The 22520-nt window shown below is 68.0% G+C and carries 22 protein-coding genes; 6 read left to right on the top strand and 16 right to left on the bottom strand.

Annotation, left to right across the window (positions count from 1 at the left end; genetic code table 11):
* Positions 1-12: 12 nt before the first annotated feature.
* Both KHB019_RS10960 and KHB019_RS10955 read right to left on the bottom strand, forming a co-directional pair.
* Positions 13-1380 (bottom strand): ABC transporter substrate-binding protein, encoded by a 1368-nt coding sequence (locus KHB019_RS10960; protein WP_337458958.1) that lies wholly within the window; start codon positions 1378-1380, stop codon positions 13-15.
* 128 nt (positions 1381-1508) lie between these two features.
* The gene (locus KHB019_RS10955; protein ID WP_337458957.1) at positions 1509-2660 is read right to left on the bottom strand and encodes a DUF4185 domain-containing protein; all 1152 of its coding nucleotides are present in this window, start codon (positions 2658-2660) and stop codon (positions 1509-1511) included.
* Between the two features lie 125 nt (positions 2661-2785).
* On the opposite strand from KHB019_RS10955, the gene KHB019_RS10950 reads away from it, so the two are divergent.
* Complete coding sequence (locus tag KHB019_RS10950) at positions 2786-3757, top strand: hypothetical protein (RefSeq protein WP_337458956.1); 972 nt, start codon at positions 2786-2788, stop codon at positions 3755-3757.
* A gap of 99 nt (positions 3758-3856) precedes the next feature.
* On the opposite strand, the gene KHB019_RS10945 is transcribed toward KHB019_RS10950, so the two are convergent.
* From KHB019_RS10945 to KHB019_RS10925, 5 genes are all read right to left on the bottom strand, one after another.
* Positions 3857-4726 carry a dihydrodipicolinate synthase family protein gene (locus KHB019_RS10945; protein WP_337458955.1) on the bottom strand — a complete coding sequence of 290 codons (870 nt, stop codon included), beginning with the start codon at positions 4724-4726 and terminating at the stop codon, positions 3857-3859.
* Positions 4723-6366: a tripartite tricarboxylate transporter permease gene (locus KHB019_RS10940; protein ID WP_337458954.1), complete on the bottom strand. Its 1644-nt coding sequence runs from the start codon at positions 6364-6366 to the stop codon at positions 4723-4725. Before KHB019_RS10940 ends, KHB019_RS10945 begins: the two co-directional genes overlap by 4 nt.
* Positions 6363-6890: a tripartite tricarboxylate transporter TctB family protein gene (locus KHB019_RS10935; RefSeq protein WP_230102534.1), complete on the bottom strand. Its 528-nt coding sequence runs from the start codon at positions 6888-6890 to the stop codon at positions 6363-6365. Before KHB019_RS10935 ends, KHB019_RS10940 begins: the two co-directional genes overlap by 4 nt.
* 52 nt (positions 6891-6942) lie before the next feature.
* Complete coding sequence (locus KHB019_RS10930; protein ID WP_230102533.1) at positions 6943-7911, bottom strand: tripartite tricarboxylate transporter substrate binding protein; 969 nt, start codon at positions 7909-7911, stop codon at positions 6943-6945.
* Positions 7912-8108: 197 nt separating this feature from the next.
* A complete protein-coding gene (locus KHB019_RS10925) occupies positions 8109-8774 on the bottom strand; it encodes a GntR family transcriptional regulator (protein ID WP_337458953.1) in 666 nt (221 codons plus the stop codon).
* 139 nt (positions 8775-8913) lie between these two features.
* Between KHB019_RS10925 and KHB019_RS10920 the strand changes: the two genes are divergently transcribed.
* Entirely contained in the window at positions 8914-10233 is a 1320-nt protein-coding gene (locus KHB019_RS10920) for a cytochrome P450 (RefSeq protein ID WP_325471110.1), read from the top strand.
* 26 nt (positions 10234-10259) lie between these two features.
* On the opposite strand, the gene KHB019_RS10915 is transcribed toward KHB019_RS10920, so the two are convergent.
* The 7 genes from KHB019_RS10915 to KHB019_RS10885 all read right to left on the bottom strand — a co-directional run bounded on the left by KHB019_RS10915 (position 10260) and on the right by KHB019_RS10885 (position 16141).
* The gene (locus tag KHB019_RS10915; protein WP_230102530.1) at positions 10260-10685 is read right to left on the bottom strand and encodes a heat shock protein transcriptional repressor HspR; all 426 of its coding nucleotides are present in this window, start codon (positions 10683-10685) and stop codon (positions 10260-10262) included.
* A gap of 2 nt (positions 10686-10687) precedes the next feature.
* Positions 10688-11674, bottom strand: coding sequence for a DnaJ C-terminal domain-containing protein (locus tag KHB019_RS10910; RefSeq protein ID WP_230102529.1), 987 nt, complete (start codon positions 11672-11674; stop codon positions 10688-10690).
* Positions 11675-11686: 12 nt separating this feature from the next.
* Positions 11687-12343, bottom strand: a complete 657-nt coding sequence (locus KHB019_RS10905) for a nucleotide exchange factor GrpE (protein WP_230102528.1) — start codon at positions 12341-12343, stop codon at positions 11687-11689.
* 2 nt (positions 12344-12345) lie between these two features.
* Entirely contained in the window at positions 12346-14214 is a 1869-nt protein-coding gene (dnaK, locus tag KHB019_RS10900) for a molecular chaperone DnaK (RefSeq protein WP_230102527.1), read from the bottom strand.
* A 150-nt stretch (positions 14215-14364) separates the two neighbouring features.
* Positions 14365-14826, bottom strand: coding sequence for a DUF3817 domain-containing protein (locus KHB019_RS10895; protein ID WP_230102526.1), 462 nt, complete (start codon positions 14824-14826; stop codon positions 14365-14367).
* A gap of 46 nt (positions 14827-14872) precedes the next feature.
* Positions 14873-15445, bottom strand: coding sequence for an ATP-dependent endonuclease (locus tag KHB019_RS10890; protein WP_230102525.1), 573 nt, complete (start codon positions 15443-15445; stop codon positions 14873-14875).
* A 9-nt stretch (positions 15446-15454) separates the two neighbouring features.
* A complete protein-coding gene (locus KHB019_RS10885) occupies positions 15455-16141 on the bottom strand; it encodes a TetR family transcriptional regulator C-terminal domain-containing protein (protein ID WP_337458952.1) in 687 nt (228 codons plus the stop codon).
* Positions 16142-16208: 67 nt separating this feature from the next.
* Here KHB019_RS10885 and KHB019_RS10880 point away from each other — a divergent pair, with 67 nt between their 5' ends.
* Together KHB019_RS10880 and KHB019_RS10875 are read left to right on the top strand one after the other, a co-directional pair.
* Entirely contained in the window at positions 16209-17126 is a 918-nt protein-coding gene (locus KHB019_RS10880; RefSeq protein ID WP_230102523.1) for an alpha/beta hydrolase, read from the top strand.
* 60 nt (positions 17127-17186) lie between these two features.
* Positions 17187-18053 (top strand): helix-turn-helix transcriptional regulator, encoded by an 867-nt coding sequence (locus tag KHB019_RS10875; RefSeq protein ID WP_337458951.1) that lies wholly within the window; start codon positions 17187-17189, stop codon positions 18051-18053.
* On the opposite strand, the gene KHB019_RS10870 is transcribed toward KHB019_RS10875, so the two are convergent.
* Positions 18050-19252, bottom strand: a complete 1203-nt coding sequence (locus KHB019_RS10870; protein WP_337458950.1) for an MFS transporter — start codon at positions 19250-19252, stop codon at positions 18050-18052. The genes KHB019_RS10875 and KHB019_RS10870 overlap by 4 nt on opposite strands.
* 258 nt (positions 19253-19510) lie before the next feature.
* Here KHB019_RS10870 and KHB019_RS10865 point away from each other — a divergent pair, with 258 nt between their 5' ends.
* Together KHB019_RS10865 and KHB019_RS10860 are read left to right on the top strand one after the other, a co-directional pair.
* On the top strand, positions 19511-20398 hold the full coding sequence (locus KHB019_RS10865) for a serine protein kinase RIO (protein ID WP_337458949.1): 888 nt from the start codon (positions 19511-19513) through the stop codon (positions 20396-20398).
* 63 nt (positions 20399-20461) lie between these two features.
* A complete protein-coding gene (locus KHB019_RS10860; protein ID WP_337458948.1) occupies positions 20462-21895 on the top strand; it encodes an MFS transporter in 1434 nt (477 codons plus the stop codon).
* Between the two features lie 34 nt (positions 21896-21929).
* Here the strand turns inward: KHB019_RS10860 and KHB019_RS10855 are convergent, their stop codons facing one another.
* Complete coding sequence (locus KHB019_RS10855; RefSeq protein ID WP_230102518.1) at positions 21930-22511, bottom strand: MarR family winged helix-turn-helix transcriptional regulator; 582 nt, start codon at positions 22509-22511, stop codon at positions 21930-21932.
* Between the last annotated feature and the right edge of the window lie 9 nt (positions 22512-22520).

Below are 22520 nucleotides of genomic sequence, written 5' to 3'. Positions count from 1 at the left end.
ACGTGAGCATTGTCAGTTCTTCGGTGCCTTCTCGGCCAGTCCGTCACGGTCGATCACGGTCTGGATCGCCTTGTTCGCGGTGTTGATCGCGTCATCGGCGGATGCTGCACCCTTCATCACCGACTCGAAAGCCGTACCGACTGCGAGCGAGACGTCCCAGGGGTAGGTCGGCTCGGGGATGGCGGTCGGCGCGATGTCGTTGACGATGACACCCGACCACGGAGCGTCGGCTGCCGCCTCGTCATCGGCCACGGCATCCTGAACCGACTGGCGCACCGGCACCTTCGTGAACTGGGTGTTCACGAAGAACGGCACGACGTTCTCCGGGTCACCGGCGATCGCCCAGCTCAGGAACTCGCCTGCGGCCTCGGCGTTCTTGGTCTTGGCATCGACGACCCACTTGAAGTTGCCGAGCGTCGTCGCCGTGCGGTCGTCGGATCCATCCGCGTTCGGGAACGCGCCGATGCCGGTCGAGCCGAGCAGGTCGGGGTAGTCCGATCCGATCTCCGACATCATCCAGGAACCGGAGACCTTGAAGGCCACCTTCTGCTCGCCGAAGTCCTTGCCCTCGACGTAGGCCGCGAGCGGCTGCTTCGGCATGTAGCCCTTGTCCCACAGCTCCTTGTACTGCTCCATCATCGCGCGGTAGCCGTCGTCGTCGATGTTCGGCGCCGTCCAGTCGTCGGTGAGTGCCGTGTGACCGGCGAAGTTGTACTGCTGTCCGACCGACGACCACGCGAAGGTCGCGGCATCCTGCGCCGGCGAGATGCAGTACTGGCCGCCGGCCAGGGTCGGCTGGATCTTGGCGCACGCCGCCATCAGGTCGTCCCAGGTCTCCGGGCCGTTGTCGGAATCCACGCCGGCGGCGTCGAGCAGGTCCTTGTTCCAGAACAGCACGGCCTGGGGCTCGAGCAGCAGCGGGTAGGCGTAGTAGGTGCCGTCGATCTCGGAGACCGGCTTGGCCGCGTCGATGATCTCGGCGAGGGCGTCCTTCGGCACGATGGAGTCGAGTTCGTGCAGCTGCCCGGCGTTCACCGCATCCTGGATGCTCCCAGGATGGGTGTAGACATCGGGCGCCTTGCCTGCGGCCTGGGCCGCCTTCATCTTCTGGTCCCATGCGTCGGCCGGCACCTCGGTGTCGACGACCTTGATCTTGTCCTGCGAGTCGTTGAACTTCTTGACGATGTTCTCGTACCACTCGTTCTCGACCGGGGTGAAGGTGCGGTGCCAGAACTGGATGGTGGTGACGCCGGCTTCGCCTCCGCCGCCGTCGGCCGATTCTCCTGGCGTGCTCGATCCGCAGCCGGACAGTGCGAGTGTGCCGACCGCCACTGCGCCAACGGCAGCGATCACGGCACGGCGCGTGCGTGTGATTCTCATGGTTCCTCCTCAGGAACACGACTCGACGTCGAGTCGGGGCTGTGTACGGCGACAGTGCCGTAGCGTCAGGCTAGGCGAAATCGATTTCATGCGCAAGCGGCATCCGCACGCGGGTCGCGACTCGACCATCACCGCGCGCGATCGAGCTCGGCTGAGAACCAGAAGACGTTGTACGGGCCCCAGAGCGACAGGGTGAAGTACACGGTCCTGCCGTCGTCCGAGACGTATCGGGGATTCAGGTACGGCGAGTACAAACCCGGATAGTCCGTCACCGATACCAGTTCGATCGGATCACCCCAGGGACCCCACGGTGTGACGCCCTCGCGGATGTACGCGTTGCCGGCATCCGAGTAGGTCATCAACCAGCGCTCCAGGTACGGCGACCACATCACGGACAGTTCGCCGATAGTGCCGTCGACGACGGTGGCGGCATCCGTCATCTCCGAGCTCCACTGCGGCGATTCGCCGTCGAGTCCGGCGAAGTACGAGTACGCGCCCTGATCTTCGACGGATGCCTCGTCCGCAGGCACGCGCATCAGCTGCACCCCGCCGAACCGACCGGCCGGTATCGCCCAGACGTAGATGTAGTCCTGGCCGTCTTCCGCGACCTGAGCGGTCGCGAACTGGATGAAGTTCGAGTCGCCCGGCCATTCCACTCCCTCGACGCGATCCCAGGAATCGCCGCCGTCGCGGGAGACGATGAGCCCCGCATAGTTGGCGTCCCATGCGCCTGGTTCACCCCAGTGGCGAACCGACATGTACGCCACGTAGATCGTCTCGCCGATCGCGAATCCGTAGGTCGGGATCTTGGTGACCTCGCCCTCCGCCCCGTTCTCGTCATGATCGCCCTCGATCAGCGCCGTGGCGAGACCGAGGTCGTCGTCGATCCAGTCATCGAACGTGATGCCGTCGGATGGATCGTCGTCCGTCGTCCACGCGGCGACGTTCGAGCGCCAGAAGCCACCCTGCCCGCCGATCGAGTCCGGGTCGCGCTCGCCGAACGTGTCTCCGAACAGGAACAGCGTCCGATCGCCGACGTTCACCATCGACCCGAGATCGGTGCCGGCGACCGAGACCGATGCCGTGTCGTTGATCGCACCCGGGCCGGTCAGCTGCGCGATCTCGGTGACGTTCGTCACCCCCTCGAGGACGAACGGCTTGTCCGGGTCGGGATCCACCGTCACGCCGGCGCCGTTCGCGCAGGCGCCGAGAGATAGTCCCACGCACAGGGATGCCAGAGCCGCGCTCCAGCGGATGATCGTTCGGCGTTCACGGGGCATGATCCTCCTTGATCGGCCACAGCGAGGGCGCTGTTTCGCCCCACTCTAGCGAAATCGATTTCATATGGACTACCGTGATCTTCCATGTCGATTCGACCTCCATCCCCTGCCGAAAGGACGATCCGTTGAGCACCGATCAGGCCGAGAGATTCGCCGATGCGACCCCCGCGGAAGCGCATGGCCGCTGGCTTCGCCCCGCTCCGGATGCTCCGGCCGAGCCGCGATGGGGCCACGCAGACGGCCTGCAGCTCGGCATCCATCCGATCCCCGGCCCGCGCGGTCTGCTGCGGATCTTCACCGCTTACCTGGACCACCCGCGCGAGCGGCTCGTGAACTTCATCGCGGTCGAGCCGATCCCCGAAGGCTCGACGAGCCGGGGCTATTCAGAACTCGAACCCAGCACGCTCGACGAGGGCGAGAACGGCAAGCGGTTCTGGTCGATGGATTCACCCGATGACACCGAGCCGCGCGACCCGCTCTCGCCGGCGCGGGGAGTGATCGAGGAGATCGACGGAGTCGAATGCCTGACCGTGTGGATCGGAGCCGAGCGCTTCGACAACGGCGCGGATGTGCGGGTTCGGGTGCGCTTCCGCGCCGATCTGCCGCACGAGGTCGAAGTCGCCGGGTTCGCTAACGAGGGCTCGATGCCGCTGTCGAGCCTCGTGCTCACCGCCACCATGGGCAACTGGGCGCGGCTGCGCCAGGTGCAGCTGGCCGACCGGGTCGTCCATCCCTCGGACCTGTGGCGGGATCATTCCAGCACGGGTTTCACGGAGCACGGACGCTTCACGCTCGCAGACCTCACCCGCGATGGCGACGCCGCGATCGTCAGCGCGACCGGCGACGAGGACGATCCGACCGCGGTCACGTACTCGGACGACACGGCACAGCACTGGCACTTCCTCGGGCGTCGCGCCGTGCAGACGTGGCGCGTCGACGACCCGCACCCCGATCTCGAGGTGCTGGTGAACGGGCGCTGGTCGTACTGGGCGAGCGCTTCGCCGATCCCGGGCGGAGTGGCCTACGAGAACTTCGAGATCGTCGAGCCGTTCCGTCAGGGCGCGGCATTCCGGTTCTCGGTGGAGCCGCTGGACTAGACAGCATCCGGAACCACGAGACGGGGTTTGCTGCACGAGACCCGGGCGCACAGCCCTCGTTTCGTGCGGCAAACCCCGTCTCGCGAGGAAGGCCCGACCTCAGCGGTGCTTGGCCACGACCTGCGCGACAGCCTCGCGCTCGGCATCCGTCGGCTCGGCGATCGCCATGCGGCAGTGCGCGTCGGTGACGCCGAGAACGCGGTACGCCTCCTTCATCCGGGCCATGTCGCCCCCGATGAGCGAGACGACCTCGTCGACACCGGCCTGCGCCGCGGCGATCGCATCGGCATCGCCCGAACGCCCGGCATCCGCCAGTGCGCGGAACGGCTTCGGGGTCACGGACGAGACGCCGGACACCACACCCTGAGCGCCGACCTCGACGGCGGCGATGAGGTCGCGGTCGGCCCCTGTGTAGAGGTCGAAGTCCGCCGGGACGACCGCACGGTACGCGGCGATCTCTTCGAGCGACAGCTCGCTGATCTTCGCCCCGACGATGTTCGGCAGCTGCGCGAGGCGCACGAGCAGCTCGGGCGAGACCGGGTTGCCGCTGCGCGCGGGATAGATGTACACGTACAGGCGCCCGTCGCCGACGGCATCCGACACGGAGTGGAAGTAGTCGAAGATCGCGTCGTCGCCCGAAGGCAGGTAGTACGGGGTGAGCGCTGCGAACTCGGTCGCACCGAGCCGCTTCGCGATGCCGACGAGGCGCACGGCCTCGAAGGCGCTCGGCTGGCCGACGTGCACGATGACCCGCATCCTGTCGGCGAGCTCGTCCATCGCCGCCCCGACGAGGGCGGTGAACTCCGCGACATCCACCGAGGGGAACTCCCCCGTCGTGCCCAGCACGAAGGCGCCCTCGTTGCCCGACTCCCCCACGAACCGGAAGATCGCACGCGACCCGTCCACGTCGAGGCTCCCGTCGCTGTGGAACGCGGTGGGAATCGCGGTGAGGATGTCGTAACGGGTCACTTCTTCTCCTTGGAGTTCTTCTTCTTGTCGGCGTTCTTCTTGCCGAGGTTGCGCACGGTGGACGTGAGCAGGTCGGGGTTCGCGGCGAGCTCGTCGTGCGCATTCGAGATCTGCGTGATGCTCTCGGTGTCGAGCACGGAATCGGCGAAGGACGCCCGCTCGGCGCGCGGCTTACGGGCGGCACGGATCGCCGGCATCACGATCGACAGGACGGCGAGCACGAGCAGGATGATCGCGATCGGGCTGACGACCTCGAAGAACGGGCGCGTCGGCAGGATCGCCAGGGTCCGCGCCAGATTCTCCTCGGCGAGCGGACCCAGCAGCAGGCCGAGCACCACAGGACCGGCCGGCACCTGCATCCGCTTGAGCAGCACCCCGACGACACCGAAGACGAGCATGGTGATCACGGTCGACAGGCTGTTGGACGTCGCGTACGTGCCGATGATGCAGAAGATCAGGATGCCGCTCCACAGGTACGGCTGCGGCACGTCGAGCAACTTCACCATGCCCTTCATGCGCACGAGGCTGAGTCCGAGCGAGAGCAGGGTGGCGACGAGCATGATGCCGACGATCGAGACGACGAGATCCGGTCGCTCGGTGAAGAGGGTCGGGCCAGGGGTGATGCCCCAGATGATCATCGAGCCGATCATCACGGCCATGACCGAGTCGCCGGGGATGCCGAGCGCCATGGTCGTCGTCAGCGAGCCGCCGAGCGTGGCGCTGGATGCCGTGTCGGATGCCGCCACGCCCTCGATCGAGCCCTTGCCGAACGCCTCGGGGTTCTTCGACGCCTTGCGAGCACGCTCCCAGCCGATGAGCCCGGCGATGTCCCCGCCGGCGGCAGGGATGAGCCCGACGCCGAGGCCGACCGTGCCGGCAACCGCTGTTGCGCGACCGCTCTGCTTGAACTCGGACTTGTTCGGCCACCAGCGTCCGAGGCTCGAGATGGGGCGGACATGGCTCTTACGATGCGTGAGCAGCTGGTCGAACAGTTCGGCGATGCCGAACAGGCCGATGATCACGGCGATGAAGTTCACGCCCTCGACGAGCTCGAGGATGCCGAACGTGAAGCGCTGGTCTGCGGTAGCGGCGTACGTGCCGACCGTGCCGAGCATGAGCCCGAAGAGCCCGGCGATGATGCCCTTGAGCATCGACTTCGACGAGATGCCGATCATGATGGCGATGCCGAAGACGACGAGGGCGAACAGCTCCGGCGACTTGAAGTAGTCGCGGGCGAAGCTCGCGATCGGCACGGCCGCGACGGCGAACAGGACCAGGGATGCGAGGATGCCGACCGCGGAGACGATCGCGGACATCGTGAGGGCGAGGCCGGCGCGTCCCTGTTTGGCCATCGGATAGCCGTCGAGGGTGGTTGCGATGGATGCCGGGGTGCCCGGGGTGTTGATGAGGATCGAGGGGACCCGGTCGCCGAAGTTCGCGGCCACGTAGATGGTGAGCAGCACGGCGAGACCCTGCACCGGTTCGAGAGTCATCGTGAATCCGGCGGCCAGCGCGACGGCCATCGTCGCGGTGATGCCGGGGAAGGCTCCGACCATGAAGCCGAGCACGAGCCCGACTCCCATGTAGAGGAGCATGGAGACGTCGAGGAGCGCGGACAGCCCCTCCATGATCGGGGTCATAGCGGGATCCTCAGGAGCATGCCGAAGACGACGTAGATGAACGCTGTCACCGAGACCGTGTAGATGATGAGGCTCAACCAGCGGCGGTGCCCGTAGACGAGCATGAGCGCTGCCATGAGCAGTGCTGCGGCCACCGGGAAGATCTCGATCCGGTAGCCGAACAGGATGACGCTCCCCAGCGACCACAGGGCGATGAAGGCGGTCGCGATCACGAGCGTGACGATCACCCGGAGCACGCCTCCGGACTGGATCCGCTCGATCTCCTCGCGGCCGGGCGCCGGCCGCGTGATGGCGATCACGAGAATGGCGATCGCCACGACGACGCCGGCCACTCCGAGCACCATCGGCCAGAACCGCGCGTCGATCTGGCCGGGCGCGGCCTCTCGACGCAGGTGGATCTGCGTGGACAGTGCCAGGTATCCGGCGGTGAACGCGAGTGCGGCGACGCCGAACGCGATCTCGAGCGCACGCGAGGACGCCGCGCCCTGGTACTCGTCGCTGTCAGCGACCTCGGTAGACGACATGATCTTCCTTCGACGGCGCGGAGGCCGGGCTCCCCGGCCTCCGCGCTCGGTGTCAGCCCAGCAGGTCCTGGAACAGGGTGAACTGGTCGCCGACGAACTTCGTGAAGTCCGCGGAGTCCCGGTAGACGACGAGGTTTCCGGCGTCCTCCTGGAACTTCGTGTAGGTGTCGGATTCGACGGCTTCCTTGATCGCAGCCTCGAGCGTCGCGTGGACGTCGTCCGGCAGCCCGGCGGGCGCGTAGATGCCGCCCCAGCCGCCGAAGACGACATCCTCGCCGATGGCCTCCTCGACGGTGGGTACGTCGGGGGCATCGGGGTGACGCTCGTCGTTCATGACCGCGAGGATGCGGACAGCCGTGCCCTGCGAGAGCGCCTCGCCGAGTCCGGAGACGGCGGCGACGGTCTCGCCGGATGCTGCGGCGGCGACGGCCGGTGCTCCGCCGTCGTAAGGAACGGGAGTCACCTCTCCGCCGGTCTCCGCTCCGAGGGCGATGCTCGCGGCTTCCCAGATCGAACCGGCGCCGGAGTTGGCGACGGTGATCGGCGCGGACTTCGACTTCGCGACGAGGTCTTCGAGGGTCTTGATGTCACTGGCCGCGGAGACGGTGATGACACCGGGAGCAAGCATGATCTGCCCGAGCAGGTCGTAGTTCTCGGGGAGGACGTTCGCTCCCTGCGTCGTGTTGAGCATCGCGATCTCGACGGGGCCGAATCCGATGACGTAGCCGTCGGGGTCCTGCTCGGCGACGTACTCCATCGCCAGCGCGCCGGCGGCGCCGGGCATGTTCTCGGGGATGACGCTGACGTCGAGGATGCCCTCGAGCTCGGTGGCGAGCGCGCGGGACGACAGGTCGGAGCCTCCGCCCGGGTTGGCCTGGATGATCAGGCGGATGTCCTTCTCGGGGAAGGACGACTCGGACGCGCCGGTCTCGTCGACCTTCGTGCATCCGGACATCACGAGTGCTGCGGTCGTGAAGACCGCAGCGGCGGTCAGCACACGGGTCATGCGCTTGGTGGTCATCTTCGCTCCTCTTTGAGTGCAGGTGGTGTGGTGCAGGCAGGGGACCTGAACGACGCCGTCAGCGTAGCAGTGTTCACTGTTAACAGTCAACACTGCGACATTCAAGCGCCGACGCGTGCGCACGCCGCCGCCGCGCTCGACCCTCGCCCGACCTCGATCGGAGCCAGAGCCGGAGCATGCGCCGGAGCCGGCCGAGCTCAGGCCCGGCGCTGCTCGAGCTCGCTCAGCATCCGATCGCGGGCACCGTCGAGATGCGCGACGAGGACGTCGGCGGCGACGTCCTCAGCACCGCCGCGCATGACATCCATCAGCTTCACGTGGTCGCCCGCGGACTCGTGCAGATCCTCATCGTGATTGATCGTGACCTCGAGCAGCGCGGAGAAGGTCGGGAGGTACTGATTCCACGCTCCCTCCAGTCTCGGGTGGTCGGCGAGGGCGTAGATCTGCGAATGGAACTCGAGGTCAGCGGCGACGAAAGCGGCGTGGTCACCGGCATCCGCCGCCGCGCCCATGCGGCCAACGGCCGCTGCCATCGCCGTCCATCTGGCCGGGTCCTCGACCCGCATCGCGCGAGAGAGGGCGAGCTGTTCCAGCGCTCCGCGGAGGCTGTAGAGCTGATCGACGTCGTCGACGGTGAGGCCGACGATGTACACCCCGCGAGGTCGCTGCACCTCGACGAGCTTCTCGAAACTGAGCTGGGTGAGGGCGTCCCTGACCGGGCCCCGACTGACGGAGAACTCCTCGGCGAGCGCCTCCTCCGTGATGCGCGACCCCGGGGCCAGTTCGCCGCGGACGATCCGGTGCCGCAGCACGCGCGCGATCTGGGCGCCGAGCGACTCGCCGCGCTGCACCGTCTGCGTCATCTGTGACCTCCCGTCGACTGTCAACAGAATACACACCCCTTCGATCATGGAGAATCGCGGGCTCATCGCTCCGTTAGCACAAACGCGTCCGACGCGCCTCCCCCTCGGCCCCGACGACCGCTCCTGGCAGGGTGGCGACATGCGATCTCGAACCATTCCCATCACCGTGAAGAATGCGCTCCACGACGACGCCCCCTCCCTCCTGACGCGTGGCTACGGCTTCGGCGACCGCATCTGGCGACGGGTGCGCGAAGGCGCACGATCAGCGCCCATGCGGCTCCTCGGCAGCCAGGCGGTGTTCGTGCGCGGAGCCGCCGGAGTCGAGCTGTTCTACGACAGCACCCGCATCGCTCGGCACGGCGCGATGCCCGCGATCGTGCAGGAGACGCTCTTCGGCCACCGCTCCGTGCACAGTCTCGACGGCGCAGAGCATCGTCACCGCAAGGCCACCTTCGTCGACGTCGCCTACGAGGACGCTCAGGTCGCACGTCTCTCGCCGCTGCTCGAACGCGAGTGGCGGATCGAACTCGACGCGTGGGTCGGTGGAGGCAACCGCTCCGCGTACGATGCCGCGGTCGGCGCGTTCGGACGATCCGTCATGAGGTGGGCAGGTCTGCCGGGGACCCCTGGCGCACAGACACGCTGGGCGGCGAGACTCGCCCAGATCGTGGACGGGTTCGGAGCACCCTACTCGCCGGCCCTTCTTCTCGCGCTCGTCAACCGAGCCTGGTCGGATCGTCACGCGCAACGGCTGATAGAGGCCGTGCGGATCGGCTCCCTGACGGCGCCGGAGGGCACGGCGCTTCGCGCATGGGCGGCGCACCTCGACGAGCACGGTCAAGTGCTGCCCGCCCGCCTCGCCGGTGTCGAGCTGCAGAACAGCCTGCGGCCGATGATCGCCGTCGCGCGCTTCGTGGCCTTCGCCGCCAAGGCGTTGCACGAGCACCCGTCGTGGCGTTCGCGCATCGCCGACGAGACCTCCGAGCGCGGCAGCCTGGTCGGCGGGCCGCTCGCCACGGCCTTCGCGCAGGAGATCCGACGCACGGCGCCGTTCGTGCCGATGCTGCCCGGCTGGGCCCTCACAGACGTGGAACTCGATGGCGTGAGCGTTCCCGCCGGCGGCCGAGTCGTACTCGACATCCTCGGCACGAACACCGATGCGCACTCCTGGCACCGGCACGCAGAGTTCAACCCCGACCGGTTCATCGGCGTCGAGGACTACGAGGCTATCGAGGAGTTCATCCCGCACGGCGGTGCGGGGGTGGCAACCGGCCACCGCTGCCCTGGGGAGAAACTCGCCATCGCCGGTCTCGCGACCGCGATCGCGGCGCTGAGCGATCCGCGCGTCAGGATCCTGCCGACCGGACTCGGCGTGAACCGGCGGCGCCTCCCCACCAAACCGGCATCCGGCGGGATCGTCCGCGCATCGGGAGCACCGTCCCGCTGCCCGTTCCACTGACCTCGGCTCGGGTGCCGATCGAGTGGCTAGCCCTCATCGCCGCGCACCGGTCGCCAGAGCACCACTTCTGTCGAACGGCGGATGCGACGGCCACCGGTAACAGGGACGACGCCGGTCGCGCCGGCGGCGAAGACGCGGACGCCTGGGCGGTTCTGCCGCTCGGCGCGCAGCGCGCCCTCGAGGTCGAGGACTCTGCGGCGCAGCATCCGCACCTCGTCTTCGAGATCGAGCAGCCGCGCGATCGCCGGCAGGCTCATGCCGTCGCCGGAGAGCCGTGCCACTTCGCGGAGCTGCTCGATGTTGCGAGCCGAGTACCGACGGGATCCGCCGCGTGTGCGGCCCGGGACGACGAGTCCGATCCGGTCGTACTGCCGGAGCGTCTGCGGATGCATGCCGGCGAGCTCGGCCGCGACGGCGATCGCGAAGACCGGAGCGTCCTCGTCCTCAACCATGGTCAGGCCCGCGCCTTCGCCATCATGTCGGCGCGCGGGTTCTCCTTCGGCTCCAGCTCCTGGAACCGCTGAAGCGCCTCGCGCGAGGCATCATCGAGATGAGTCGGCACCGCGACCTGGAGCTCGGCGAGCAGGTCGCCTGTTCCCTTCGAACTGGTGACGCCTCGACCCTTGACGCGCAGGACGCGCCCGGACGGCGTTCCCGGCGCGACGCGGAGCTTGACGACATCACCGCTCAGGGTCGGCACCTCGATCGTGGCGCCCAGGGTCGCCTCGGTGAAGGTGACCGGCACCGTCAGGCGGAGATTGAGCCCATCGCGGGTGAACACCGGATGCGGACGCACGGTGATCGACACGACGATGTCACCCCTCTCGCCGCCGTCCGGCGACGGGCGACCCCGGCCACGCAGGCGGATCTTCTGACCGTCGGCGACGCCGGCGGGGATCTTCACCTTGAACGGCTTGCCGTCCTCGCCCTGCAGGGTGATGGTCTCACCCTGCACGGCGGTGACGAAATCCAGGGTCGTTCGAGCCGTGACATCCGCACCCTTCTGCGGACCGCCGAACCCGCGGAACCCGCCGGTCGTCTGCCCGAAGCGTCCGGAGCCGAAGCTGCCGCCCTGCCCCTGGTTGAACATCGCGAAGATGTCCTCGAAGTCGGCGCTCTGCTGGCCGCGGCCGCCCTGACCGAATCGGCTGAAGACGTCCTCGAAGCCGCCCGCCCCCGAGCCGCCGGCAGTGAAACGCGCGCCGGAGCCCATGGCCCGGATCTCGTCGTACTCCTTGCGCTGCTCCGGGTCGGAGAGCACCGAGTACGCCTCGCTGATCTCCTTGAACGTCGCCTCGGCCTTGGCATCCCCCTGGTTGGAGTCGGGGTGATACTTGCGAGCCAGCTTGCGGTACGTCTTCTTCAGATCCGCGTCACTGACGTCCTTGGTGACGCCGAGCGTCTTGTAGAAGTCCTTGTCGAACCAATCCTGGCTGGCCATGAATCACCCGGCCTATTCCGCAGGAACGGCGACGACGACCTTCGCAGGACGAAGCTCGACATCGCCGAGGCGATATCCGACCTCGACGACCTCGAGGATCGTCGACTTCTCGGCGCCGGGCGTCGGCTGCTGGAAGATCGCCTCGTGGTGCTGCGGATCGAACTCCTCGCCCGCCTCGCCGTACGAGACGACGCCCAGGCGCTCCACGACCGCTCGCACCTTCTCGCCGATCACGAAGAACGGCGTGCCCTCGACGAGATCACCGTGCTGCGTGGCGCGATCGAGATCGTCGAGCACGGGGAGCAGGCCCTTGGCCGCCTCGCCCTTGGCGCGCGCGATCTCGATGTGACGCTGCTCCTCGGTGCGGCGGCGGTAGTTGGCGTACTCCGCCTGCAGGCGCTTGAGGTCGTTCAGCAGCGCCGACTCGGCGTCGGCGATCGCGGCGTCTCCCGCGGCGGCGTCGTCGGTCTGCGCTGCGTTCAGGATGTCGTCGACCGTGAACCCTTCGGCAGGATCAGGGAGCGAGTCCGCTCCGTCGGCCGGCGACTCATCGGATCCCTCCGCGGCCTTGGCCTCGGCGGAATCGGCGTTCTCCTGCGGCGCGGGGCCGGATGCCGCAGCATCCGACCCCTCGTCCTCAGGAACTTCTTCGAAGTTCTTGTCCGTCATGGTTACTTCTTCTCGTCCTCGTCGTCGATGACCTCGGCGTCGACGACATCCTCTTCGGATGCCTCGTCTGCCGGGGCCTCACCCTCAGCGGAGCCGGCCGATGCTCCGGCCGCGGCGTCCGCCTGCGACTGAGCGTAGATGGCCTCGCCGAGCTTGCTCTGCGACTGATTCAGCTTGTCGAGCGCGGTCTTGACGGCGTCGTCGTCATCGCCGGCCAGAGCCGTCTTCAGAGCGTCGACGTCGGCCTGAACCTCGTCCTTGACCTCGGTGGGGAGCTTGTCCTCGTTCTCCTTGATCAGCTTCTCGATCGAGTACGAGAGCGTCTCGGCCTGATTGCGCTGCTCGAGAGCCTCGGCGCGCTTCTTGTCCTCGGCGGCGTTCTCCTCGGCCTCGCGGACCATGCGCTCGATGTCATCCTTCGACAGCGACGAGCCGCCGGTGATGGTCATCGACTGCTCCTTGCCTGTGCCCTTGTCCTTGGCGGACACGTGCACGATGCCGTTCGCGTCGATGTCGAACGTGACCTCGATCTGCGGCAGGCCGCGGGGAGCCGGAGCGATGCCGGTGAGCTCGAAGGTGCCGAGCGGCTTGTTGTCGCGGGTGAACTCGCGCTCGCCCTGGAAGACCTGGATCGCGACGGACGGCTGGTTGTCGTCTGCCGTGGTGAAGGTCTCGCTGCGCTTGGTCGGGATCGCGGTGTTGCGGTCGATGAGCTTCGTCATGCGGCCGCCCTTGGTCTCGATGCCGAGGCTCAGCGGGGTGACGTCGATGAGCAGGACGTCCTTGCGCTCGCCCTTGAGGACACCGGCCTGAAGTGCGGCGCCGACGGCGACGACCTCATCGGGGTTGACACCCTTGTTGGCGTCCTTGCCGGTCTCGCGCTTGACGAGATCGGCGACGGCGGGCATACGGGTCGAGCCACCGACGAGCACGATGTGATCGATGTCGGAGACCTTGACGTTCGCCTCGCGGATGACGTCCTCGAACGGCTTCTTCGTGCGGTCGAGGAGGTCCTTGGTCAGGTCCTCGAACTTCGCTCGGGTGATCGTCTCGGAGAGCGAGACGGGGCCGGACTCGGTCAGCGACAGGTACGGCAGGTTGATCGAGGTGCTGGTCGAGGAGGAGAGTTCCTTCTTCGCCTGCTCGGCAGCCTCCTTCAGACGCTGCAGGGCGATCTTGTCGCCCGACACGTCGACGCCGCTGGTCTCCTTGAACTGCTTGATGAGGTGATCGACCAGGCGCTGGTCCCAATCGTCACCGCCGAGGCGGTTGTCACCGGCGGTGGCGCGCACCTGGATGGTCGAGAAGTCGTCGTCCTTGCCCACTTCGAGCAGCGAGACGTCGAAGGTTCCGCCACCGAGGTCGAAGACGAGGATGAGCTCGTCCTCCTTGCCGCGGTCCAGGCCGTACGCCAGGGCGGCGGCGGTCGGCTCGTTGATGATGCGCAGGACGTTCAGTCCAGCGACCTCACCGGCCTCCTTGGTGGCCTGGCGCTCGGCGTCGTTGAAGTACGCGGGAACGGTGATGACGGCGTCCGTCACTGTGTCGCCGAGGTAGGACTCGGCGTCGCGCTTGAGCTTCTGGAGGATGCGCGCGGAGATCTCCTGCGGCGTCCACTTCTTGCCGTCGACGTCGAAGCTCCAGTCTGTGCCCATGTGGCGCTTGACGGATGCGACGGTGCGGTCGACGTTGGTGACGGCCTGGCGCTTGGCGGTCTCGCCGACGAGCACCTCGCCGTCCTTGGTGTAGGCGACCACGGACGGGGTCGTGCGGAAGCCCTCGGCGTTGGCGATGACCTTCGGCTCGCCACCCTCGAGGACGCTGACGACGGAGTTCGTCGTTCCGAGGTCGATTCCAACAGCACGTGCCATGTGATTCTCCTTCTGGTTGAAGTACGAGTGAAGAGTGAGGGCGAATCAGAAACCTGAGTCGCGATGGCTCAACCGTACTCCGAGGCACGTTCGGCTGTCAAATGAACTTGATATGAATTGGCTCAACTTTGAACGCGAGGGCTCCAGCGCTCATTTCCCGCCGGGCGGACCGACGATCAGGAGCATCACGTAAAGTGCGACCACGGCCACGGCGATGAGCGCCACGAGAACCCATGGTCGGCGGAGGAACCAGCGCATCACCCGGTCGTACCAGGCGCGGTCCTGCGGATGATCGCTTTCCTCGAGGCGCCACTCGCCGGCTAGGCGGTCGGTGCGGTGCAGCCAGATCTCCATCGGGATGGTCGCATAGGGGACGACCGCGCTGACGACCGCGAGCATGCCGACGCCGATCACCCAGCGCTGGTTGAAAGCGACGAGGATCGCCGTGGCGCCGTAGGCGAGGAAGACGAATCCGTGGATGCCGCCGCCGATGGTCACCACGATCCCCGGGGCTCCCAGGGCTCTGGCGATGAGAGCGGCGATCAGGATGGTCCAGGTGATCGCCTCGGCGATCGCGAGGGCGCGGTACAGACGCGCAGGGGTGCGGAACATCGCGCTCCTTGTTCGGGGTGTACCTCCACGGTACGTGATGCCGCCGTCACCGCCACCGCGCGACGGCATCCAGGAGTTCGGTGAGCGGACGCGGCATCCGCTCGAGAGGAACCAGGTCGATCACGTCGGCCGCGAATCGGGCCTTGCGCCCTGCGGCGGTGCCGGCGAAGCGGTGCAGCTGGTGCTCGATACGACGTTCGCGCTGCGCCGGCTGGCCCTGGAAAACGCGGAAGCGCGTGAGCTCGTCGCGCGCCGCGAGCGTCTCGAGGACCATGTCCGGCCCCGCGGCCCGGATCACCTCGTCCTCGAGATCACGCTCGCACCCGAAGAATCCGACCGAGCGGAGATCCTCCACGCCGTCTCCGATCATTCCGGCGCCACGCAGCACCCCGCTCACGTAGCGCCCCTCTGCCGCATCGTAGAGGCCGAATACGCGCGCTACTCCTCCGTCCTGCAGGGCCAGCAGTTGCCGGCGCAGGTTGGTGATTCCGCCGAGTTCGATCAGCTCGAGATCGTCCACCGGCGCGGAACGGCGGCGCGCGAGGGCCCGGAACGCGAGGCTGTCGCTTCTGCCCTCGAACAGCACGACAGCCCGCGGCGCCACACGGCCGGAAACCATGGGTCGACCCTAGCGTCCGGTACGTGGACCCTCGAGAAGCGCGAGCGCCGCTGCATCCGCCCCGGCCCTGAGCAGCCGGTCGCGCATGGCCATTGCCGCGATGGCGTAGGGGCGCTCGTCGCCGTAGAGCAGCGACCGTGCGTTCGACTGCTCGTACAGCGCGGGCAGCTCGAACGCGAGCACCTCGATGCCCTCCGCGTCGAGGTCGAGCTCGCCGGCGTCGACTGCATGGCGCACCTGAGCTTCGACGTATCCGTACCAATCCGACATGGCCACGCGCACGGCGTCGCGGACCGGACCCGGCTTCGAATCGACGTCGGCGCTGACAGCGGCGAAGAAGCAGCCCCCCGCGAACACGCGAGTGCGGGAGTACTCGATCAGGTGGTCCATCAGAGCGACGAGACGCGGCAGCCCACGCGGATGCTCTCGCGCCGGTTCCACGACGACGGCCATGAACACCGCGCGCCCGGCGTCGACCGTCGCGAGCTGGAGTCCTGCCTTGTTCTGGAACAGGCCGGCGATGCTGCTCTTGCTGTGGCCCGATGCCTCGGCGAGCCGCCCGATGCTCAGTCCGTCGAGCCCTTCGACCGAGACGAGGTCCGTCGCGTACGTCAGCACGGAACGCCGCGACGCGTCCCCCCGAGCACGACGGCCGTCGAGCCCTGGCACTGCCTCCGCGGTGATGGATGCCGACATGTCCCTAGTCTACGAACGATCGTTCATATAGTCTATGCACGATCGTTCGTATAGATAGGAGCAACTCGTGTCGACAACGACCAAGCTCGCGGTCGGCGGCATCCGCCTCGCCGCCGCAGCATCCGCCGCCATCGGCGGTCGTCTCGCCGTTCCCCTGTTCTTCTCGACGCATCCGCGCACGCGGGTGCGCGCTGAGGATGACATCACGCACTTCGCCGCTCGACGCGACGTGGTCGAGGTGCGAGGCAATGAGCTGCAGACCTACCGATGGGGCACGGGCACGCGCGCCGCGCTGCTCATGCACGGCTGGCACGGACGCGCATCGCAGTTCGCGACGCTGGTGCGTGATCTCGTCTCGGAGGGGTTCCGCGTGCACGCCTTCGACGCCCCTGCACACGGCGGCTCGTCCGGGAGGCGAACCGACGCCCGCGACTGGATCGCCGCCGCCCAGCTGCTCACCCGCCAGGAAGGCCCGTTCGATCTCGTCGTCGGGCATTCGTTCGGAGCGTTCGCCGCTCTCGCCGCCGTCCGCGACGGCGTCGACGCCCCGCGAGTGGTGTCCATCGCCGGGGCCGGTCGGGTGGATGCCTTCCACACCGAGTTCGCACGGACGATGGGGCTGTCGCCAGCCGCGCGAAGCGCCTTCGAATCCGCGTTCTACAGCCGCCTCGGTTTGCAGCGGGCCGAGGCCGACGCGCTGTTCGACTCGCTCGCGCATCCGCTGCCTGCCGACACCGAACTGCTCGTCGTCCACGACACCGGCGACCGCGCACTCGACGCCTCGAACGCGCTCGCGCTGCACGACGCGCACGGCGCGAGTTCGCGGCTGCTGCTCACGCGCGGCCAGGGGCACAACCGCATCCTCGCCTCCGATGAAGCACTCGACGCCGTTCTGGCCTTCGCATCGGGCGGCGTGCGGGCGGTGGATGCGGCATTCATCGGCGACGCCCGTCCCGCTCGAACCGCGTCCGAGATGCGCCCCTGAGGCGGCTCCTGGAATACCCGGGGCCGGCCTCAGGTTTCCTGAACCATGAGCCTCGTCGCGATGCCAGCACCCGTCGCCGCTCGGCAGGACGCCCTGGAGCGGCTGCTGGGCGATCTCACCATCCGCATCCGCTCGCAGATACGCGTTCTCGCCTCCGCCGACGAGGTCATCGCGCTCGAACCCGATGCGCTCTCGGTGATCTACGTGATCGCGGGCGACGTGCACCTGCCGACCGGTGCCGCCCATCCCGATGCCCTCTCCTCGGGCGACGTGCTTCTCGTCTCTGGGCAGAGCCCGCTCACTCTTCGCGTGCCGACCGGGGCAGGGGTTCTGGTCTCGCGCCTGGCACTGGCCGACGAAGCAGCGCACCTGCGCGCTCTGCTCCCCGACATCGCATGGATCCGTCGCTTCGATGAGCTCGAGCCGGCTGCGGCCGCACTCGCGCAGCACATCGGCGTGGAGGGAGCGATCCATTCGCCTGAGCGCGACGGCGACCTGGTGATCTGCCGCATGATGGCGACGACCCTGCTGCAGTCCGTGATCCGCGCGTGGTCGACGATCGGGTGCGCCCCGGAGGGCTGGCCCTCGCGGACTGGCGACGCCTTCCTCGACCGCGTCGTCGAGGCCATCCACCAGGAGCCCGGTCGCGAGTGGACGGTCGAGATGCTCGCCGGCATCGGCGCCATGTCGCGATCGGTGTTCGCGTCGCGCTTCCACACGACCCTCGGCCGCTCGCCCGCGAGCTACGTCACCGAGGTGCGCATGGAGTCGGCGAAGAGGATGCTGGAGGCCGGCAGCTCCGTCTCGGACACCTCGCGTCGCCTCGGCTACAACTCCGACGAGGGATTCAGCCGTGCGTTCCGGAAGGCGACGGGCGTCGCTCCGTCGCGCTGGAGACAGCGCGGGCGCACGCCGGTCTCGGCCTAGGCGACGCCGGCACCGCGCGCCCGATTGGACGCGCCGAACAGCACGGCTCCCACCACCAGCGCTGCGGCTCCGAGCCCGTACGACGGCTCCACCCCGATGCTGTCGACCAGGATTCCTCCGACCCCGGCCGCGATCATGATCGCCGCCTGGAATCCGACGACGACCAGGCTCCCGCCGGCCTCGAGGCGGTCCGGCATCCGGTGCCCCACCCAGGTGTTCACGACGATCAGCCACGAGGCGAAGAAGAACCCCCACACGAACACTGCGATGCCGACGCCGAACACCGAGCCCGACAGCAGGATCGTCGCAGCGACGGTGACGGCGATCACGGCGGGCGCGAGCACGGCGAAGAGCCGGAACGTCCGGTCCACGATCAGGCCGATCGTGAGGTTGCCGACCAGACCGCCGATGCCGAACAGTGCCAGCAGCAGCACGATCGTGCCGCCATCGACATCCGGCATCCGCTCGAGTGCGAGACGGATGTACGTGTACGCGAGGAAATGTCCGAGCACGACCAGCACGTGACCGGCGAGGCCGAGTCCGACACCAGGACGGCGGATCGTGTCGAGCAGCAGTCCGAAGCTCGACACCTGAGCGGCCGGCACGGGCGGCAGCATCGTCCGCAGCGCGATCGCGAGGAGCCCCGTGACGATGCCGGCGAGGGCGAACACCGCGCGCCAGTCCATCAGCTCGCTCAGCATCACGCCCACCGGTACTCCGGCGACGGTGGCGAGCGAGGTTCCCGCCGAGGTGAACATCACCGCGCGGCCGAGCCGCTCGGGCCCTGCGATGCGCACGGCGACGGTGATCGACATCGACCAGAAGGTGCTGAGCGCCGCACCCAGGAGGAACCGGGCGAGCAGCACGAGGATCAGGTTCGGCGCGATCGCGACGATGAGGTTGGATGCCGCGGCGGCGAGCGCCATCCAGACCAGCAGTGAGCGACGGTCCAGACGAGGGAACACCATCCCGACCGTCGGGGCGACGATGAGTCCGACCAGCGCGGTGACCGTCACGGTCTGCCCCGCCTGCCCCGGCGTGACGCCGAGGCCGTCGGCCATCCCGGTGAGCATGCCGTTGGGAAGGAACTCCGCCGTGACGAGGAGGAAGCTCAGCATCATCACGACGATGAGCGCGCCGTAGCGGATGCGCTCGGCAGTGCTCGGCGTGGTGACGGGGATGGGCGCGGTCGTTGTCATGGTTCCACGTTCGCAGGTGCGGGGATGCCGCGCCCGACCGAGCGTCCGCCGCAACCGACCGATCGTCCGGAGCGCGAACCTTTACAGGCGCGACGGGTCGGCCTAAGCTCTCTCGTGCGCCGGGACGCCCGGAAGAAAGTCCGCGAGAGAGGAGCCGTGACATGAGCACTGTCGTTGTCGCGCCCCTCGCCGACATCCTTCCCCTCGAGGCCGCCCGCTCCTGATCCGCGCGTGGCCTCCCTTTCGGAGCAGACCACCGTGACTGAACCCTTCGCGTCCTTCGACGCTTCTGTCCCTTTCGACACCTCGCACTCCTTCGACCCGTCGCTCGAGTTCGATGAATCCATCACCTTCGCCGATGTCGAACCCGGCGAAGACCAGCGCTGGACCACCTGGCCGGCGATCACCCCGTCTGAGCGGGGTCCGCTGCCCTGGCCCGAGTGGGTCGTGACTTCCGCCGGCGCGATCGACACCGAGCTCGGCGTCCTCAAGACCGGCAAGGAGGCGGACGTCTTCCTCATCGAACGAGCCGTCCCTGGCGACGCGACCGCGCGCACCCTGCTCGCGGCGAAGCGCTATCGCAGCTCTGAGCACCGGTCCTTCCATCGGTCCGGCATCTACACCGAGGGCAGGGGCGTGCAGAAGTCTCGCGACGCCCGAGCCCTGGCGAAGAAGACGGCGTTCGGTCGTGAGGTGGCTGCGGCCGAGTGGTCGTTCGCCGAGTTCGGCGCCCTGAGCCGCATGTGGGAGCTCGGGGCCCCCGTCCCCTACCCCGTGCAGGTCAACGGTTCCGAGGTGCTGATGGAGTTCATCGGCGCAGACGGCGCGGCCGCGCCCCGCCTCGCGCAGATCCGCGGTGGCAAGACCGAACTCGCCGACTGCTTCGCACAGGTCGTCGAGCTCATGCACATCTTCGCCGGCGCCGGCTTCGCGCACGGAGACCTGTCGCCCTACAACCTCCTCGTGCACGAGGGGCGCGTGCGGGTGATCGATCTGCCGCAGATCGTCGACATCATCGCGAACCCTCAAGGGCTGGATCTGCTGCACCGCGATTGCGTCAACGTGTGCGATTGGTTCGCCAGGCACCGCGTGGAGTGCGACGCGGAAGAGCTGTTCGCGGAGCTCATGGCCGCGTCCTACGCGTAGAGCTCGCGGGCGCTGTCGGCGCGCCGCTACCCACCGTTCACCGGACGCGGCCAGACTTCGAGCATGAGCGATGAGCACGCTGGGCCTGCGGCAGAGACGCCGATCAGCACGGCCGCGATGACGGCCTTCGGGCGCGAGCACGAGGGTGCGCCGAGCGCCACGCGGAAGCAGGTCGTGTCCTGGGCGATGTGGGACTGGGCGCTGCAGCCGTTCAACACCGTCATCCTGACCTTCGTCTGGATCGCGCTGTACCTGACGTCGCGAATGTTCCTCGACGATGACGTGCGCGCGTCGGGGCTGCTCGCCGACGGCAGCTACATGAACTGCAACCAGGCCGAGTACATCGGATCGGACTACTGCCGCGGTCTGACCGATCTGTCGGCATGGTGGGGATGGGCGAACTTCGCCGCCGGCATCGTGATCCTCGTGCTGGCGCCGGTGCTTGGCCAGCAGGCCGATGCCCGCGGCAACAAGAAGAAGTGGGTGATCGGTGCGACGATCGGCGTCGCCCTGCTGCAGTTCGCGCTCTTCTTCATCGATGCCGACCCGAGTTACTTCTGGTTCGGCGCGTTCGCCGTCGCGATCGCGGCGGTGGTCAGCGAGATCGGCAACGTCAGCTACTACGCGATGCTCTCCGAGGTGTCGACGCCGAAGAACGTCGGGCGCATCTCAGGGCTCGGCTGGGGCCTGGGGTACATCGGCGGCGTCGTCGCCCTGATCGTGTGCATCCCGGTGCTGTTCCTCGTCGGCCAGAGCGAGCCGCTCGCCTTCAAGCTCGTCGCGATCATCTGCGCTGTGTGGACGATCGTCTTCTCGATCCCGATGTTCCGCAACGTGCCGGAGTCGCCCGCGTACGGCAGCTCGCAGAAGGTGGGCTTCTTCCGCTCGTACGTCGTGCTGGCGCAGAACATCGCCAAGCTGTTCCGTACCAATCGCTCGACCTTCTGGTTCATGCTGTCGGCGGCGGTCTACCGCGATGGGCTGGCCGGAGTGTTCGCGTTCGGCGCCGTTCTCGCGGCCCAGGGATTCGGGTTCTCCTTCCTCGAGGTCATCATCTTCGGCCTCGCCGCGAACCTCGTCGCCGGCATCTCGACGCTGCTCGCCGGACGCCTCGACGACAGGATCGGACCACGCCGCCTGATCGTGATCGCCCTCAGCGGCCTGGTCGCGATGGCCTTCGTCGTCTACGCGCTCAAGGACCTCGGGACGATCGTGTTCTGGATCTGCGGCCTGCTGCTGTGCGCGTTCGTCGGACCGACACAGGCCGCCAGCCGCAGCCTGCTCACGCGGTTGACGCCGCCGAGTCAGCAGGGCGAGATCTTCGGCCTGTACGCGACGACGGGACGCGTGGCCTCGTTCCTGTCGCCGCTGGCCTGGTCGCTGTTCCTGATGTGGTTCGGCGGGATCGTATACGGCGTGCTCGGAATCGGGCTGATCCTGCTCCTCGGCCTGATCCTGCTGCTGTTCGTGAGGTTCCCGAAGGACGTCGGGGTCTGATCAGGCCCGGTCTCTGATCAGGCGCAGTCTCTGATCAGGTCCAGTTGTCGGCGAGCTTGGCGAGCAGCCTGGCGAGCTCGTTCTTCTCTTCGTCCGTGAACGACTCGAGTGCCTTAGAGAGCACCTCACGCCGTTCGCCGCGCATGCCCCGCGCGATGCGGCGCCCCTCATCGGTGAGCGCGATGCGTGTGCGGCGGCCGTCCTCCGGGTCGGCCTCGCGCTGCACGAGTCCGCGCTGAACGCCCTGCTGCACGAGTCGTGATGCCCGCGGCTGGTCGACGCCGATCGCCTCGCCGAGCGCGCTGACGCTCAGCGGTTCGGATGCCGCGGCGAGAGCGTCCAGCATCCGGATCCACGCCGGGCCCCCCAGGCGACCTCCTGGGCCGCCGGTCACGCCAGCCCACGGCGGCGCGCCGATTCCCGGACCGAATCCTGGCGCACCGCGGAATCCCCGGTCGTGCTCATGGGTCCCGTGCTCATGCGGGCCATGCTCGCCGTGCGGACCGCCGTGCCCGTGCCCATGCCCATGCGCGCGCGGGCCGAAGGAGCGCCGCCCGCGCAGGCGCGAAAGGGCGTGCGCGATGGCTTCTGCCGGGTCGGGATTCTCGTTGCTCACGAACTCAAC

This window comes from Microbacterium sp. KHB019 (assembly GCF_037285405.1).
Taxonomy (GTDB): Bacteria; Actinomycetota; Actinomycetes; order Actinomycetales; family Microbacteriaceae; genus Microbacterium.
Note: the sequence above shows the minus strand (reverse complement) of the source record. Positions and strands in the feature narration are given on the sequence as shown.